This window comes from Actinophytocola sp. (assembly GCF_045807065.1).
Classification (GTDB): domain Bacteria; phylum Actinomycetota; class Actinomycetes; order Mycobacteriales; family Pseudonocardiaceae; genus Actinophytocola.
Genome location: NZ_JBJMIE010000662.1, coordinates 1 through 16,896 on the forward strand (window position 1 = coordinate 1; position 16,896 = coordinate 16,896).

Consider the following 16,896-nt stretch of genomic DNA (forward strand, 5'->3'; position numbering starts at 1 on the left):
AGCCGGGTGGAGTGACACCGGAGCGCGGCCGAGGAGCCAGCCACCGACTGACCGAGGAGCAGGGCTCGGGAGCGAGGAACGAGCGTCGAGCGCTGCGACGGGGGAAGGAGGTGGCTGAGCGGGTGAGCGGAGCGACCAGTTCGGCGCAGCACCGGCGCGGCCCCGGGTTGCGCGCCAGGATCACGTTGCTGGCCACCGGCCTGGTGGCGATCGCCGCGGCACTGCTGCTGTGGCTCGGCTGGATGCTCGCCGGCGACTCGGTCGTCAGCCCGTCCCTGCCGCCCGGCACGACCGTCAACGTCGAGGGCACGCTCGTGCAGGCCGGCCAGCTCACCGAGGTGCTGCGGGACAACGCCCGCTTCCGCGTGCTGATCGCGGGTTCGGTCGCGTTCGTCTGCGTGGTCTTCGCGACCGCGCTGCTGGCGTGGACGTTCACCGGCCGCGTCCTCAAGCCGCTGCGGGACGTCACGGGTACCGCGCGCCGCCTGTCCGCGGAGTCGCTGGGGGAGCGAATCGCGCTGCGTGGTCCCCGCGACGAGGTGGCCGAGCTGGCCGACACGTTCGACGCCATGCTCGACCGGCTGCAGGCCACGTTCTCCGCACAGCGCCAGTTCGTCGCCAACGCCTCCCACGAGCTGCGCACGCCCCTGTCCGTCATCCGCACCGAGCTGGACGTGACGCTCGCCGACCCGAAGGCCGACGCCGACGAGCTGCGCCGCATGGCGGATGTCGTCCGCACGGCGGCCATGCGCGCCAACCAGCTCGTCGACGCGCTGCTGCTGCTCGCCCGCACCGACGGCATGGGCATCGGCCTGGTCGAGCGGGTCGACCTGGCCACCGTGGTCGGCAGCGCGTGGCAGGCCGCCCGGGTCGAGGCCGAGCAGCGGCGGCTGCGAGCCACCTTCACGTGCGTGCCCGCCCCGGTCCACGGCGACCCGGCGCTGCTGGAACGGGTGGCCGGCAACCTGCTGGAGAACGGCGTGCGGCACAACGTGGACGGCGGTTGGCTGGACGTGCGCACCAGCGTGCGGCCCGGCTGGTCGACGCTGCAGGTGTCCTCGTCCGGCCCGCCGGTGGACCCCGAACGCGTGGAGGAGCTGTTCGAGTCGTTCCGCCGCGGCGGCGTGCACCGCACCGCCCACACGGGCACGGGCCTGGGCCTGTCGATCGTCCGCGCGGTCGTCCGCGCACACGGCGGCACGGTGGGCGCGGAGGCCGTCAACGGCGGCGGCCTGACGGTGACCGTGCACCTACCAGCCGTTCACTGAGCCCCGCGGGAGGCGGTCATCTCATGCCGAGCCGCTCCATGAGACCGATCGCGTCGAACGGCGCCCGCACCTTGATGTCGTTGTCGAAGTACGCGTAGACGTCGAAGCCCGCCGCCATCCAGCCACGCAGCCGTTCGGCCCACGTGTCGAGCTCCTCGTCGCTGTAGCCGCTGGTGTACAACTCGGTCTCACCGTGCAGACGCACGTAGGCGAAGTCCGCCGTCACGTCCTCCAGGTAGGGCCAGTCGGCAGCCGCGGAGGCCGCCACGAGCCCGATGCCGTTCGCCCGCAACAGATCGGCCAACGTGGGGTCGACGAAGCTGGCGTGCCGGACCTCCAACACGTGCCGCAGGGGCCGGTGCGCGTCCGCTTCCGTGAGCGCCCGCCCTTCCAGACGTTCGTCGTGCTTCCCGGCCAGCACGGCCGCCGCAGTGGTGTCCCGAGGCAGAAGATCGAAGAAGTCAACAAGAAGCTCGGGGTCGAACGGCAAAGTGGGCGGCAGCTGCCAGAGGAACGGCCCGAGCTTGTCACCCAACGCCAACACACCACTCGCGAAGAAGTTCGCCAACGGCGTCTCGACGTCCCGCAGCCGCCGCATATGGGTGATGAACCGCCCACCCTTGACGGCGAACACGAACCCCGGCGGCGTCTCGTCGCGCCAACGCCGGTAGTACTCGGGCCGCTGCAACGAGTAGAACGACCCATTGATCTCGGCGGAGTTCACCTGCCGCGAGATGTACTCCAGCTCCCGCCGCTGCGGCAGTCCTTTCGGGTAGAACTCACCACGCCAGGGCGGGTAGCGCCACCCAGAGGTGCCGATCCATGCCTTGCCGCGCATCCACCAATGATCGCAAGCCAGACGCCAGGCCGCTGATTGATGATGGCGAGAGGGGATCCAGGCAACGTGGCAAAGGCGACGGAGCCGGACCAGGCCCCCGTGGCCAGAGTGGCGAAGGCGACCCGAACCCGATGGCCGAGGCGCCGAAAGCGACCCAAGCCATCGCCAAGCTGACGGAGGCGACCCAGGCCCTGTGGCCAGAGTGGCGGAGGCGACCGAAGCCCCGTGCCCAAGGTGACGGAGCCGGACCCAGCTCTGTGGCCAAAGTGGCGAAACAGATCTCCCCGCTAGGTGGTTCGGTGGTGGTGGCGGGGGCAGGGCAGGCAGGCGCCAGCCTGCCCCCGGAGGGGTCTGCCCAGGGCGGCGGAGGCTCGCGGGTCAAGGGTGACGGCCGCCAGGCCGTCATCGGGCGAAGCCCGACGCCGAAGGCGCCCTTGAGGCGTGAGTCGCCGCCCGTACAATCCCGCCGCCACCACCGAACACCGAGGACGCAGCGCGCACCACCAAACCCACCAAACACCCGGAACCGGCAACCCTAAGCCTGAACCTCACTCAAAGCCTGAACCAAAGCATCAGCAGTCAACTCGATCTGCCACTCCCGAGCCCCACCGTCCCGCAACGCGGCCCTCATCTCCTCCACCGACAACTCAGCTGGCGGCCGCCAACAGGTACGCCGCACCAGATCCGGCTGCAGGAGATTCTCGACCGGCAACCGATTCGCCTCGGCGATCCCGTTCAACACCACGCGAACAGCCGACAACCGAGCGGCAGCGGCCGGATCCCGGTCTCCCCAGCGGTTCGCCGGCGGTGGTCCGTCGTGCGGTGGTGAGGGGTCGGGCAACTCACTCTTGGGCAGCCGGGCCGAGGTCCGCAACGCCCGCATCCAGACGTCGACGATCCGCCGCTGCGCCCGGCCCCGGAACACCGGCAGCGCCAACAGCTCGTCCTCGGTAGCCGGTGACGCGACCGCGGCCTGGACGATCGACGAGTCCGGCAACACCCGCCCCGGCGCGATGTCGCGCTGCCGAGCCAAGGCGTCCCGGGCCTCCCACAGGGCACGCACGGCCGCGAGCCCTCGCGGCGAGCGCACCCGGTGGATGCCGGAGGTCCGCCGCCACGGCTCCGCGCGCGGCGGTGCGGGTGGCGCGACGCGGAGAGCCTCGAACTCCTCCAGCGCCCACTCGAGCTTGCCCTGCTTGGTCAGCTCCTCCTCCAGCGCGTCACGCAGGGGAACGAGCAGTTCGACGTCCAGGGCGGCGTAGTCCAGCCAGTCCTGCGGCAGCGGCCGGCGCGACCAGTCGGCGGCGCCGTGCCCCTTCTCCAGGTGGTACCCGAGTAGCAACTCGACGAGGGTGCCGAGCGCCACCCGCTCGAACCCGGCGAGCCGGCCGGCCAGCTCCGTGTCGAACAGCCGCGCGGGGTGCAGGCCCAGCTCGGCGAGACAGGGCAGGTCCTGTGAGGCCGCGTGCAGCACCCACTCGGTGTCCGCGAGGGCCTCGATCAGCGGCGCGATGCGATCGTCCAGCGCGACCGGGTCGATGAGGAACGTGCCCGCGCCTTCTCTGCGCACCTGCACGAGGTAGGCGCGCTGCGAGTACCGGTAGCCGGAGGCTCTCTCGGTGTCCAGCGCCACCGGTCCGCGGCCAGCGGCCAGCGCGTCGGCGGCCTCGCGCAGCGCCTGATGCGTCTCCACGACGTCCGGTGTGCCTTCCGCTGGTTGCGTCAGCAGCACCGGATCCGGCCGTGCCCCCTCGTCTGTTCCCGTCCCCGTGTCACCCACGGCGGATGACCTTACGTCACGGGTGCAACAGAAGCGCAGGCAGCGACCTGTTTGTAACTGTGAGTCGCCGCTGCGGCCGGGTCCGCGAATGCCCTCGCGGGCCCGGCCACCACGGTCTAACTCAGCGGATCACGCCGGCCCGCATGGCCAGCGCGACCATTTGTGCCCGGTCGCCGGTGCCCAACTTCCTGCCGATCCGCGAGAGATGGGACTTCACCGTCAGAGCTGACAGGTTGAGTCCCTCGCCGATCTCCTTGTTGGACTGCCCGTCCGCGACGAGCTGCAGCACCTCCACCTCGCGAGCGGAAAGCTCACGCGGCGTGTTGTCGGTGCCGGGGACCCGCGTGCCCGTCGCGAGGATCGGCGCGACACTCGGGTCGGCGTATACGCCGCCCTCGAGCACACGTCGAACCCCGTCGGTCACGACCACCGGCGAGGCCGACTTCAGCAGATAGGCCTGAGCCCCTGCCTGGAAGGCCGAACGCACGGCGTACGGGTCGTCGGACGAAGCCAGCACCACGATGCGTGGCCAACCATGGCCGCGCAGCTCGGTGACAAGCTCGATCCCGCTGCCGTCCGGCAGACCGAGGTCGAGGATCGCGAGATCGCACGGGCCGGTGGCCAGTGCTCGCGCCCTCGCTTCGGCCACCGTGGCAGCCTCGTGGACGGTGCCGGCGCCCATCTGGGTCAACCGGGCAGCTATCGCCTCCCTTAGTAACGGATGGTCATCGACCACCAGTACTGAGAACAGCTCCTCCCGCGGGTGCGGGACCATGTTCGCCGGCAGAACACCGGCTGGCGTGGTACGAGCGGCCTGACCTAAGCCGACGGCAGCCACGTCACTACCTCCCTGGAGTCGGTCGTGCCCCCCGACCTACACCGGGACCTTCGGCCAAACAGCCGCGCCGCCATTGGACCGAAAGTGGTGTCGACGTCCGCAGCCTAGCCCCCCAAGCGGGTTAGCGGGATGATCAATTCGTTATCTATCCAATCGAGACGTCACACCGACGGGAACTTGTAACACGATCGGGTGATGTCTGGCCGGTGACGTAACGTCTATGGGTCCGAACTCGATGAAACGGAGTCGCGGTAGTGCAGAACCCGTCCTTCGAACGCGCTCGAGCGTTGCTGAAGTCCACTCCCCTGGTCGATGGACACAACGACCTCCCATGGGCGTTGCGCTCTCTTCCAGAGGTTGACGAGACCCGTTCGGCGGCGTTCGAGGTAGATCTGACGCAACCGCAGCCGCGGTTGCACACGGACTTCCCTCGCTTGCGCGCCGGCGGCCTCGGAATGCAGTTCTGGTCCGTTTACGTTCCGTGTCGGTTGCCGGGTGACGCCGCCGTCACCGCGGTCATTCAGCAGGCGGAGCTGGTACACACTCTGGCCGCCCAGTATCCGTCGCAACTGCGAATCGTCGGCACGGCCGCCGAGGCCCGCGCGGCCTTCGCCGACGGCCGGATCGCGTCGATGCTCGGCGCCGAGGGCGGGCACTCCATCAACGAGTCGCTGGGCGTGCTCCGGGCCCTGTACCGGCTGGGCGTGCGGTACATGACGCTCACGCACAACGACAACACCCCGTGGGCGGACTCCGCGACCGACGAGCCGGCGGCCGGCGGCCTGACCGACTTCGGCCGCGAGGTCGTCCGCGAGATGAACCGGATCGGCATGCTCGTGGACCTGTCCCACGTGGCGGCGACGACCATGCGGGACGCCCTGGACGTCGCCGAGGTCCCGGTGATCTTCAGCCACTCGTCGTGCCGGGCCGTCGCCGACCACCCGCGCAACGTGCCGGACGACGTGCTCGCCCGCCTGCCGGAGAACGGCGGCGTCTGCATGATCACCTTCGTGCCGTCGTTCGTGTCGTCGGCGGCGGTCGAGTGGGACCGGCAGCTGAGGGAGGCCATGGCGGCCGCCGGCCTCAAGCACTCGGACCTGACCGCCCGTCACGAGTTTGCCGGCACGTGGGACGGGCCGCCACGGCCGAAGGCGGACCTCGCCGACGTCGTCGCGCACGTGGAGCACGCCCGCGAGGTCGCCGGCATCGACCACATCGGCATCGGCGGCGACTACGACGGCGTCGACGAGCTGCCGGCCGGCCTCGAGGACGTGAGCGGCTACCCGAACCTCTTCGCGGCCCTCCTCGACCGCGGTTGGTCCGAGGAGGACTGCGCCAAACTCGCCGGCGAGAACGTCCTGCGCGTGCTCTCGGCGGCGGAGGCCTACGCGGCCGAGCGCTGAACCGACCCGTGCCGTCGTGCTCTCGCCGCCGGGAGCGCGATCGGCTCGGTCGTCAACCAGGTCATCGGCCAAATCACCGGCCAGGTCGCCGTCAGCGGTCGAACCGGCCGGCTCTCGTCGCGCGCAGCAGGGCGTCGAGGTCTGCCCGGATGGCCGGCGCCCCGGGGTTCTTGCTGTCCCGGACCGCGACCGCGCCGACCGGCACGACGAACGCCACCTCGACGCACTCCGCGCCGCTGCTGCTGAAGCTCGACTTCCGCCACCTGAACGCGGGACCAGGGTTCACGGCCGATCTCCCGTCGCTTGCTGTCGTGAGAGTCGACACTCTAGTTGCAACTTGCAGAATGCGCTTTGCAGATGAACGGTCAGGAGCCTTGTCGCTGGCTGAACAGCGTCACGCCCACCGGCGGGAGGCCGACGACGCTGGCCATCACGTCGAAGAAGGCCTCACCGTGCGGGGCCAGGTTGGCGTCCACCGGGGTCCACGAGGCGCGCAGCTCCAGGTCGTCGGTTCGCTCCGGGCCGACGATGTCGCCGAAACGGGCCGAGGACGTGTCGGTCACCGTGCCGCCCAGCGCGCGGTACTCGGCGCCGGTGGCGGCCAGGGCGTCCGTCAGCCAGGACCAGCCGACGGCCGGCAGGAGCGGGTCCGCCGCCAGCTCGGCGTCGACCTCGGCCCTGACGTAGGCCACGACGCGGAGCACGCCGTCCCAGGCCTCCTGGCCGTCCGGGTCGTGCAACAGGATGAGCCGCCCGGTGGCGAGCTCGTCCGCCGGGCCGTTGATCTCCGCGGTGAACGCGTACGCCCACGGCGCGAGGCGTTGTGGAGCGCGAACCACGCCGAGCTGCAACTCGGGCCTGGGCCGCAGTCCCTTGAGGGCGGCGACAGCCTGAGTGAACAGCTCGGGCGCTCCCGACGTACTGGTCACGACTCGTAACTGTAGGACCACCCGAGTCAGTGAGCAGGCACGGCGCGCCGGAGTGGATACCGAGATTTGCACACCGTCAGTTGATCAACGCGGACCCGTGGGCCGACCTGGTCGTGCGCGTGGGACGCTGGTACGCGTGAGTCCTGACATCGCCGCGGTTCGGACCGCGCCCTTCCTCGCGGCCGCCGCCGGTGAGACGCCGAGCCGCACACCGGTCTGGTTCATGCGGCAGGCGGGCCGCTCGCTGCCCGAGTACCGCGAGCTCCGCGCGAGCGTGCCGATGCTCGAGGCGTGCTTCGACCCGGAGATGGTCTGCGAGATCACGCTGCAGCCCGTCCGCCGGCACGGCGTCGACGCGGCGATCCTGTTCAGCGACATCGTGGTGCCGCTGGTCGCGGCCGGCATCGGGGTGGACATCGTACCGGGCACCGGTCCGGTGGTCGCGGAGCCGGTGCGGACGGCCGCGCAGGTCGCCGCGCTGCCGTCCGACGCCACCGAGCGCCTGCGGCCCGTGGCCCGCGCGATCGGCATGCTCCGCGACGAGCTGGGTGCCACGCCCCTGATCGGGTTCGCCGGCGCGCCGTTCACGCTCGCGTCGTACCTCATCGAGGGCGGCCCGAGCCGGCACCACGAGCGCACCAAGGCGCTCATGCACTCGGACAAGCAGACCTGGCACGCGCTCCTGGACAAGCTGGCCGGCATCACGCGCGGGTTCCTCAAGCTGCAGATCGAGGCCGGCGTGCAGGCGGTGCAGCTGTTCGACTCGTGGGCGGGCGCGCTGTCCGAGCGGGACTACCGCGAGCTGGTGCTCCCGCACTCGGCCGCGGTGTTGCGCTCCCTCGCGGACGCCCGTGTGCCCCGGATCCACTTCGGCGTCGGCACCAGCGAGCTGCTGCCGGCCATGCGCGAGGCCGGCGCGGACGTCGTCGGCGTCGACTGGCGGCTGCCGCTCGACGAGGCCGCGCGCCGGCTGACGGTGGCCGGGGAGCCGAACCCGGTCGTGCAGGGGAACCTGGACCCCGCGTTGCTGCTCGCCGACTTCGCCGTGGTCGAGGCCGAGGTCCGGCGCATCCACGCGGAGGGCAGGGCGGCGGGCGGACACATCTTCAACCTCGGCCACGGCGTGCTCCCGGAGACCGATCCGGACGTGCTGACCCGCGTGGTCGAGCTGGTGCACAGCCTCGAACCGTGAGCCACGTGCTGATCGTCGGCGGCGGCGTGTCCGGCCTGGTCGCCGCGTACCGACTGCGGCAGCTGCTCGGGCCGGACGCACGCCTGACGGTGCTGGAGCAGTCCGACCGGCTGGGCGGCAAGCTCCGCACCCTCGACCTGGACGGCGTGCCGACGGACGTGGGCGCCGAGGCGTTCGTCCTGCGTGACCCCGCCGCGGCGGACCTGGTGGCCGAGCTGGGCCTGCCCGTGGTCCACCCCGAGCGGTCCGCGGCCACGATCCGCGCCGCCGGCGCGACGGTCGCCCTGCCGCGCCGGACGTTCCTGGGCGTGCCGGCCGGTCCGGACGCGGTGCGGGACGTGCTGTCGCCGGCGGGGGTCGAGGGGGTGGCGCGCGAGTCCTCCCTCCCGCCGCTGCGGCTGGCCCAGGACGAGGACGTGTCGGTCGGTGAGCTGCTGACCGAGCGGATGGGCCGCGAGGTGGTCGACCACCTGGTGGAGCCGCTGCTGGCGGGCGTGTACGCGGGCCGGGCGGACCTCCTGGGCCTGCGCGCGACCATGCCGGCGCTGGTGCGGGCCCTGGACGAGACGGGCTCGCTGACCGCGGCGGCCGACCGCCTGCTGCCGCCACCCACCGGCGGTCTCCCGAGGCCGGTCTTCGGCGCGCTGCCGGGCGGGATGCGGGTGCTGGTGGCGGAGCTGGCCCGCCGGTCCCGCGCCGACATCCGCCTGGACACCACCGTCCGCCGGCTGGAGTGCCGTGAGAGCCGCGTTCACGACACCCAACGTCCCGAAAGCGCCTGCCACGGCAGGTGGCGGGTCGAGGTGGGCTCGGCGCCGCGGCCGGAGTTCCTCGATGCGGACGCCGTCGTGCTGGCCGTACCGCCGCCAGCGGCGCGGAAGCTGCTCGACGGGGTCGCGCCGGCGGCCTCCGCCGCCTACGGGCGCGTCGCCGTGGGGTCCATGGCCGTGGTCTCCATGGTCCTGCCCGGCGACGTCACGCTCCCCGAGTCCAGCGGTGTCCTGCTCGCCGTGGGGGAGCGGCACCGCGACGGCACCCCGTTCACCGCGAAGGCCTTCACCTACACCAGCCGCAAGTGGGGTGGCGACCGGACGCGGCTGCGGGCGTCCGTCGGCCGGGTGGGCGAGGAGCAGACCCTCCAGCGGGACGAGGACGCCCTCCTCGCCGACGTCCTGGCCGACCTCGCCGAGCTGTCCGGCGTGCGCGCCGAACCGGTCGCCTGGGCCGTCACCAAGTGGGGCGGCGGGCTGCCGCAGTACGGCGTCGGGCACGCGGCGGCGGTCGGGGAGATCGAGCGGGGGGTCGCGGCGGTACCCGGGCTCGCGGTCGCGGGTGCGGTGTTCCGGGGCGTCGGCATCCCCGCCTGTGTGCGGACCGCCACCGCCGCCGCGGTGGGGCTGGGCGCCGAGCTGATGGCAGTATGAAGTCATGTCCCGCCTGAACTTCACCGAGCTCAACGACACCATCCGGTACACCATGTGGTCGGTGTTCCGCGCGGAACCCGGCCGCCTGCCCGACGACCGGGGCTCGGCCGCCACCGAGGCGCAGGAGTACCTCGACGGCCTGGAGACCAAGGGTGTCGAGGTCCGCGGGGTGTACGACGTCGCGGGGCTGCGGGCCGACGCCGACTACCTGATCTGGTGGCACGCCGAGGAGATCGAGCAGGTGCAGGCCGCGTACGCCGGCTTCCGCCGCACCGCGGTCGGCCGCGCGTCCACTCCGGTGTGGAGCCAGGTCGCGCTGCACCGCCCGGCCGAGTTCAACAAGAGTCACATCCCGGCGTTCCTGGCCGGCGAGCCGGCGCGGAAGTACGTGTCCGTGTACCCGTTCGTGCGCTCCTACGAGTGGTACCTGCTCCCCGACGAGGAGCGCCGGCACATGCTGGCCGAGCACGGCAAGATGGCCCGCGACTACCCGGACGTGCGCGCCAACACGGTCGCCTCGTTCTCCCTCGGCGACTACGAGTGGATCCTGGCCTTCGAGGCGGACGAGCTGCACCGGATCGTCGACCTCATGCGCCACCTGCGGGGCAGCACCGCGCGCCGGCACGTGCGCGAGGAGGTCCCGTTCTACACGGGCACGCGGGTCGCCCCGGCCGAGCTGGTCGCGAGCCTGCCGTAGCCGAGCGAGCCTGCGGAGCGAACCATGGGCAGTGAGCGGCGTGCGGGGTCCTTCCCCGGCCCCTACAAGGTGCCGCAGCTGGCCGCGACGTGCGTGGCGTTCACCACCGCCGCCGCGCACGAGCTGCTGGCCCTGCGCGGTGGCACGGTGCCGGAGTCGGTGGCCGTCCACGGCGGACACGCGGCGGAGGCGTTCCGCAGCGAGCGGCACACCCGTGTCGTGGGCGAGGAACCCCAACCGCTGTGGGCCCCGCTCTCGGGTGACTACCAGGCCGCCGACGGCTGGGTTCGCCTGCACGCCAACTATCCCCACCACGCCGACGCGATCCGCCGGGTGTTCGGCGACGACCCGGCGTCGGGGGTCGCGCGCCACGCCGCCGTCGACGTGGAGGAGCTGGTGTTGGCCGAGGGGGGTGCCGCGGCCGCGCTGCGCACCCGCGCGGACTGGCTGACCAACGGACCCGGCGCCGCGATCCGTGCGGAACCGCTGGTGGCCGTGGAGAAGATCGCCGACGCGCCCCCGAGACCCTTCGGTCCGGCCGATGTTCCGTTGGCCGGCGTCCGAGTTCTCGATCTCACCCACGTCATCGCCGGTCCCGTCTGCAGCCGGGTCCTCGCGGCACACGGCGCCGACGTCCTCCACGTCACCCCGCCCGGCTGGCCCGTCCTCCTGGACCTGGTGCGGGACACGGACTTCGGCAAGCGCCAGTGCGTCACCGGTCTGGGCGACGAACTGCGTGTCCTCGCCGGTTCCGCCGACGTCTTCGTCCAGTCCTTCCGACCGAGTTCGTTGGCCCGCAAGGGGTTCGGCGCCGAGGAGCTCGCCGCGCGCAACCCCGGCACCATCGTCGTCAGCCTCTCCGCCTACGGCCACACCGGCCCGTGGCGCGAGCGGCGCGGCTTCGACAGCCTCGTCCAGATGTCCTCCGGCATCGCCGCGCACGGCGGCCTCGACAAGCCCCGCGCGCTCCCGGCGCAGGCGCTCGACCACGGCACGGGCTGGCTCGCCGCGCACGCGGTGATGACCGCCCTGCAGCGCCGCGCCACCGAGGGCGGCTCGTGGCACCTCAAGCTTTCCCTCGCCAGAACAGCGGAGTCCCTGCACGACATCGGCCGGGTCCCGGACGGCGAGGTGTTCGAGGTGGACCCGACGCCGTTCCTCACCGAGACCGACAGCGACTTCGGCCGCCTCACCCACCTCCGCGTCCCGAACGCGTCCGTCGAACTCGCCGGTCCCCGCAAACCCGGCCACGACACGGCGACCTGGTGGTGAAACCCATGCTGCTCGCGCACATCAGCGACCTCCACATCGGCCAGGACTACCGGGGCGACGGCGGTGTCCGCGCACTCGAACGCGCCCGCCGGGTCGTGAACTACCTCAACGGCCTGCCCGGTGACCTCGACGGCGTCCTCGTCAGCGGCGACCTCGCCGACCACGGCAGGCCCGACGAGTACGCGACCGTCCGCGAACTCCTCGCCACACTGCGGTTCCCGGTGCTCGCCTGTCCCGGTAACCACGACGACCGCACGGCCTACCGGACCACACTCCTGGGCGAGGAGGCCGGCACCGAGCCCATCAACCAGCTCCACCAGCTGGGCGGGTTCACGATCGCCATGTGCGACTCGTCCATCCCGGGCCGGAACGAGGGCCTGCTCGACGACACGACGTTGACCTGGCTCGACAAGGTCATCGCCGAGAGCGAGGACCCGGTGCTGGTGTGCTTCCACCACCCGCCGGTGCCGATGCGCCAACCGTTCATCGACAGCATCCTCCTGCGCAACCCCGAACAGCTGGCCGAGGTCCTGACCGACGAGGTCGTCGCCGTCCTCTGTGGACACGCGCACACCGCGGCCACGACGACCTACGCCGGGCGGCCACTGGTCGTGGCGCCCGGCGTGGTGTCGACGCTCGTGCTCCCGGTCGAGGGCGACCACAGCATCGACTACGGCCTACCGCCCGCGATCGCCTTCCACGTGTTCGGTACCGATGACACGGGCGGTCGCGGGCTGATCACTCACTTCCGCAGCTTGTAGGCCCGGATCACGGTCTCCGTCACCGAGTTCCCGTCCCGGTCGGTCGCGGTCGCGCGCAGGGACACCGACTCCGCGCCGGCCGGGTGCCGCAGCAACGCCACCAGGTTCAGCAGCACGTCGGCCCGCCGCCAGGTCATGCCCTCGTCGTAGGAGACCTCGACGGTGAGCGTGCGTGGCCGGTCCACCGCCCCGGTTCCGTTGTGCTGCAACCACACCGGCACCAGGAACAGCCGCCCGGCCGGCGCCGAGTCGGCGGCGTCGAGGGACGGCGTGAACCGGATCGCCGACACCGGTTGCGGCACGACGTTCTCCTCGTCGACGAACGCCGACCGGAACGTCCACGACGTCTCGACCGCCGTGCTCACGTCGAACACGTCCCGCGGCCGCGTCGTCGTGACCACGGCCCGGTACGTGCCCGGCTCGGCCGGCACCTCGGCCGACCCACCCGGTGACTGGGCGGAGGTGAGCAGCTCGTCACCGCGGTACAGCTCGAACTTCGCCGACGCCAGCAGCGACCGCCCGGCGTCGCCGGCCTTGTCGCCGTACAGCGACGGGTCCACGAACAGCTCGTTGCCCAGCCGGTACACCGAGCCGCCGGGGAACCCGTCGTCCGTCATCGTCGGCCCGAACACGCCGTAGTTGAGCTGCCGGGTGTAGGTCCGGCCGGCGCGGAAGCTCTCGAACGGCGAGGTGAGCTGCGCCTCGGTGTCCTTCTCGTGCTGCTGCGTCAGCAACGACTGCCACTTGACGCCGTCGGTCGTGAGGTGCTCGACCCGCGCGCCGGGCAGCGTGACCTCCTGCTGGACGCCGAACACGAAACCATCGCCCTCGGTGGGGAACGGGAACGACACCTTGCCGCCGGTGCGGTCCGGGCTCGGCGCGCCGAACTCGGAGGTGACGGTCGCCAGCTCCTCGTCCCGCACCGTCCTGGTGAACCCGGTCGGCATCGCGCCGTGCGGGAACCACGCCAGGCCGTAGAACGAGCCGTCCTCCGCGTACCAGTGGGTGTTGATCTTCGCGGTGAACGCCGTGCCCGGCACCGGCGCGCCGACCTGGGCGGTGGACACGAGGCCGAGGTCGTCGGTGAGGAACGCGGACGACATGCCGCCGACATCGCTCGTCATCGAGTACCCGATGTCCCCGATCGCCAGCTCCGCGGCGACCGGCGGGGTCACCTGGACCGGTTTCGCCGTGCGCGCGTCGAAGGTGACCGTGGTGTCCCTGTCCAGCACCAGGTCCGGCTCGACCATCAGGCTGTAGCGCAGGTCCTCGCCCGTGCCCGTGCGGACAGTGTCGTCGACCAGGTAGTCGCCCCTCGGCAGCCGCAGCGTGACGCTGCCGTCCTCGTCGTGGGGGAACGCGAGCGTGCCGCCGGTCAGGCCGGCGACGAGCAGGCTGTAGCCATCGGTGGCCGCGCCCGTCGTGTCGAGCGTGTCGACGGTCAGGTCGTAGCTCTCCACCTCGCGGTCGACCGCGACCGGCGTGCGCGTCACGGAGTCGCCGGCCGTCGCGACGATCGCGGTGGAGAAGTACCCGTCCGCGTCGCCGGCACCCGCGTCCGTCGTGACGTCGACCTCGGCCGTGCCGCCCGCGGGGACCGTCACGTCGTCGGCGCTCAACGAGAACATGCCGGCCGGCGCGGTGCCCTCCAGCGACAGCGCGAGCGTGACGGCCACGTCGCCGGTGTTGTGGTACGTCACCGGCTTCGTGACGGGCACGTCGTCGTCGTGCGGCCACGCGACCGTGCCGACGCTCACGCTCGCCGGCTCGCTCACCACGGCCTGCGTGATCGCGCGTGCCACGTCGATCCGGCCCGCGCCCTGCTGGAACGCGGTCAGGCCGGCGTGCGGCTTCGCGGAGCCGGACAGCAGTTCCTTCAGCTGCTGCCCGGTGAAGTCCGGGTGCTGCTGGAGGAGCAGCGCGGCGGCACCCGAGACGTGCGGGGCGGCCATGGACGTGCCGGACAGCGACGTGTAGCCGGGCTCGACCGGCGCGCCGATCGTGCCGTCGGAGTGCAGCGCGGCCACGATGTCCACACCGGGCGCGGTGACGTCCGGCTTGATCGCGCCGTCGCCGATCCGCGGGCCGCGGCTGGAGAAGTCGGCCAGGTCGTCCTCGTCGTCGACCGCGCCGACGGTGAGCGCGGCGTCCGCGCTGCCCGGCGAGCCGATCGTGCCGTCGCGGTAGGAGTTGCCGGCCGCGACCACGAACAGCGTGCCGTACTTCGCGGACAGGTTGTCGACGGCCTCTTCGAGCGGGTCGACCTCGGGTGTGTCCGTGGCGCCGAGGCTCAGGTTCGCGATGTCGGCGCCCTGCTCGACGGCCCACTCCATGCCGGCGATGATCCACGAGTCCTGACCGGAGCCGCTGTCGTCGAGCACCTTCGCGTCCAGGATGGACGCGCCGTCGGCGACACCGCGGTACTTGCCGCCGGACTTCGCGCCGGTGCCGGCGACGATCGAGGCGACGTGCGTGCCGTGGCCGAAGTGGTCGCCGTTGTCCGGCGCACCGGAGAAGTTGGCCTCGGCGATCTCCCGGTCGGCGAGGTCCGGGTGCGTCTGGTCGACGCCCGTGTCGATCACCGCGACCTTGACGCCGCTGCCGGTGTAGCCCGCGGCCCACGCGGCGGGCGCGCCGATCTGCGGGACGCTGTGGTCGAGGACCGCCGTGCGCTTGCCGTCGAGCCAGATCCTGCTGACGCCGCGCGCCGCGGTGAGCGTGCGCCAGGTCTCGCCCTTCGCGGCGTCGAACGCGTAGCCGCCGATGCTGGACAACGCCCTTCCGCCGCCCGCCATCCGCGTCGCGCTCGGTCCGGTGACGATGAGCGGGACCGTGTCGCGGCGGTCGTAGCCGAACTCGGTCAGGGTGGTGATGTCGAAGAGCCGCCGGTCGACCTGCCCGGACGCGACCGCCGGCAGCGCGTCGGTGGGGATGACGTAGAGGTGGCCGCCGGCCTTGTGGACGGAGAACCGCATCCCGTCCCGGCCGGGACCCGGCCGTACCTCGCGTGCCTCGTCGCCGGCGAAGACGACCTGGTCACCCGTGACGAGGGTGACCGTCCTGCCGGCAGGCCCCGTGGGAAACCGTGGTTCGGCGTGGACGGCGGGCGCGGTGGCGAACACCATGCCCAGCACGACCACGCCAACACCGAATCTGCGCACCTGATACCTCCAAGGCGTGCGGTAGGGCGCCCCCGATCGATTACCCGCAGCGCCCAGGCGTGTACGGACAGTTTTCCATCATTCGAACGGGTGACAATCGGCCGTTTGGTCCACACGCTGTATCGGCCCGTTGACTTCTCGTACAGGGTGGGCAACTCTATGGCTTGATCGATGCAAAAAATAAGCAAAGCCCTGCAAGTATCGATCAACGCAGTCTCAATGGAGAGGCCCCATGAAGCGCTTACTGTCGTGGGCCACGACCACGGCACTCGTCATCGGGCTAGCCGTCGCGACCGGTCCCGCCGCCCAGGCGGACAGGGCCGACCTCGCGCACGGCAAGCCGGCCACCACTTCCTCGAACGCGGCCGCGGCCGCGCGGATCACCGACGGCGATCAGACGACCTACTGGCAGAGCACCCGGTCGGGTGATCAGTGGGCGCAGGTCGACCTCGGCGCGGTCACCCGGCTCGACCGGGCCGTGCTCACGCTGCCCGCCGCCCGCACCGCCCAGCTGAGCGTCCAGACCAGTGTCGACGGCGGCGCCTTCGCCACCGCCCGCACGCTCACCCCCGGGAGCGCCACCGCCACCGTGCCGCTCGGCGAGGTCCAGGCGCGGTACGTCCGCGTCGCGTTCGCCGGCCGGGGTGAGCTGTCCGGGCTCGAGGTGTACGCGGCGCCGGTGTCGAACCGGAACCTCGTCGCCGCGGTGCAGTCCGCGTCCGCGAGCAGCAACAACGCGCCGTACAACGCGTCGAACGCCATCGACGGCAACCAGGCCAGCTACTGGGAGAGCACCAACAACGTGTTCCCGCAGTGGATCCAGGCCGACCTCGGCGCGTCGCTCGCGACCAACCGGCTCGTGCTGAAGCTGCCGGCCGGCTGGGAGGCCCGCACGCAGACGATCACGGTCCAGCAGAGCACGAACGGCTCGTCGTTCACCGACCTCGTCGCGTCCACCGGCTACCGGTTCGACCCGGCGTCCGGCAACACGGTGACGATCAACGTCAACTCGGTGACCACCCGGTACGTCCGGCTGAACATCACCGCGAACACCGGTTGGCCGGCGGGTCAGCTCGCCGAGCTCGAGGTGTACGGACCGGCCACGGGGGACACCCAGGCGCCGACCGCTCCGGGGAACCTCGCCTACACCCAGCCCGCGTCCGGCCAGATCGCGTTGAGCTGGCAGGCGTCGACGGACAACGTGGGTGTCACCGCGTACGACGTCTACGCCAACGGCGTGCTCCGCGCCAGCGTCGGCCCGGACGTGCGCACCTACACCGACAACCAGCCCGCCAGCGCGACCGTGTCGTACTTCGTGCGGGCGCGCGACGCC

General features: G+C 71.8%; 14 protein-coding genes. 8 read left to right on the plus strand and 6 right to left on the minus strand.

The features are described from left to right. Positions 1-122 precede the first annotated feature (122 nt). Positions 123-1,268, plus strand: coding sequence for a sensor histidine kinase (locus tag ACJ73U_RS38915; RefSeq protein WP_407782788.1), 1,146 nt, complete (start codon positions 123-125; stop codon positions 1,266-1,268). 16 nt (positions 1,269-1,284) lie between these two features. On the opposite strand, the gene ACJ73U_RS38920 is transcribed toward ACJ73U_RS38915, so the two are convergent. From ACJ73U_RS38920 to ACJ73U_RS38930, 3 genes are all read right to left on the minus strand, one after another. Further along, positions 1,285-2,106, minus strand: a complete 822-nt coding sequence (locus tag ACJ73U_RS38920) for a DUF72 domain-containing protein (protein WP_407782789.1) — start codon at positions 2,104-2,106, stop codon at positions 1,285-1,287. Between the two features lie 535 nt (positions 2,107-2,641). Continuing rightward, positions 2,642-3,886, minus strand: coding sequence for an HRDC domain-containing protein (locus ACJ73U_RS38925; RefSeq protein WP_407782790.1), 1,245 nt, complete (start codon positions 3,884-3,886; stop codon positions 2,642-2,644). Positions 3,887-4,007: 121 nt separating this feature from the next. After that, the gene (locus tag ACJ73U_RS38930; protein ID WP_133902500.1) at positions 4,008-4,724 is read right to left on the minus strand and encodes a response regulator transcription factor; all 717 of its coding nucleotides are present in this window, start codon (positions 4,722-4,724) and stop codon (positions 4,008-4,010) included. Between the two features lie 254 nt (positions 4,725-4,978). Here ACJ73U_RS38930 and ACJ73U_RS38935 point away from each other — a divergent pair, with 254 nt between their 5' ends. Next, entirely contained in the window at positions 4,979-6,127 is a 1,149-nt protein-coding gene (locus ACJ73U_RS38935; RefSeq protein WP_407782791.1) for a dipeptidase, read from the plus strand. A 91-nt stretch (positions 6,128-6,218) separates the two neighbouring features. Here the strand turns inward: ACJ73U_RS38935 and ACJ73U_RS38940 are convergent, their stop codons facing one another. Beyond that, the gene (locus ACJ73U_RS38940; RefSeq protein ID WP_407782792.1) at positions 6,219-6,413 is read right to left on the minus strand and encodes a DUF397 domain-containing protein; all 195 of its coding nucleotides are present in this window, start codon (positions 6,411-6,413) and stop codon (positions 6,219-6,221) included. Between the two features lie 79 nt (positions 6,414-6,492). Next, complete coding sequence (locus tag ACJ73U_RS38945) at positions 6,493-7,056, minus strand: DUF3000 domain-containing protein (RefSeq protein ID WP_407782793.1); 564 nt, start codon at positions 7,054-7,056, stop codon at positions 6,493-6,495. A 127-nt stretch (positions 7,057-7,183) separates the two neighbouring features. Between ACJ73U_RS38945 and hemE the strand changes: the two genes are divergently transcribed. Genes hemE through ACJ73U_RS38970 form a run of 5 tightly spaced genes read left to right on the plus strand, consistent with a single transcriptional unit; the run spans position 7,184 to position 12,402 of the window. After that, positions 7,184-8,248, plus strand: coding sequence for a uroporphyrinogen decarboxylase (hemE, locus tag ACJ73U_RS38950; protein ID WP_407782800.1), 1,065 nt, complete (start codon positions 7,184-7,186; stop codon positions 8,246-8,248). Further along, a complete protein-coding gene (hemG, locus tag ACJ73U_RS38955; RefSeq protein ID WP_407782794.1) occupies positions 8,245-9,672 on the plus strand; it encodes a protoporphyrinogen oxidase in 1,428 nt (475 codons plus the stop codon). The genes hemE and hemG overlap by 4 nt, the downstream gene beginning before the upstream one ends. A 4-nt stretch (positions 9,673-9,676) precedes the next feature. After that, positions 9,677-10,369 carry a hydrogen peroxide-dependent heme synthase gene (gene hemQ, locus ACJ73U_RS38960; RefSeq protein ID WP_407782795.1) on the plus strand — a complete coding sequence of 231 codons (693 nt, stop codon included), beginning with the start codon at positions 9,677-9,679 and terminating at the stop codon, positions 10,367-10,369. Positions 10,370-10,393: 24 nt separating this feature from the next. Next, positions 10,394-11,641, plus strand: coding sequence for a CoA transferase (locus ACJ73U_RS38965; RefSeq protein ID WP_407782796.1), 1,248 nt, complete (start codon positions 10,394-10,396; stop codon positions 11,639-11,641). Positions 11,642-11,646: 5 nt separating this feature from the next. Then, a complete protein-coding gene (locus ACJ73U_RS38970; protein WP_407782797.1) occupies positions 11,647-12,402 on the plus strand; it encodes a metallophosphoesterase in 756 nt (251 codons plus the stop codon). Here the strand turns inward: ACJ73U_RS38970 and ACJ73U_RS38975 are convergent. After that, the gene (locus ACJ73U_RS38975; RefSeq protein ID WP_407782798.1) at positions 12,384-15,563 is read right to left on the minus strand and encodes a S8 family peptidase; all 3,180 of its coding nucleotides are present in this window, start codon (positions 15,561-15,563) and stop codon (positions 12,384-12,386) included. The two genes, ACJ73U_RS38970 and ACJ73U_RS38975, sit on opposite strands and share 19 nt — an antisense overlap. 232 nt (positions 15,564-15,795) lie before the next feature. Between ACJ73U_RS38975 and ACJ73U_RS38980 the strand changes: the two genes are divergently transcribed. Next, positions 15,796-16,896: discoidin domain-containing protein (locus tag ACJ73U_RS38980; protein WP_407782799.1), on the plus strand; the 1,101-nt coding region annotated here is incomplete at its 3' end.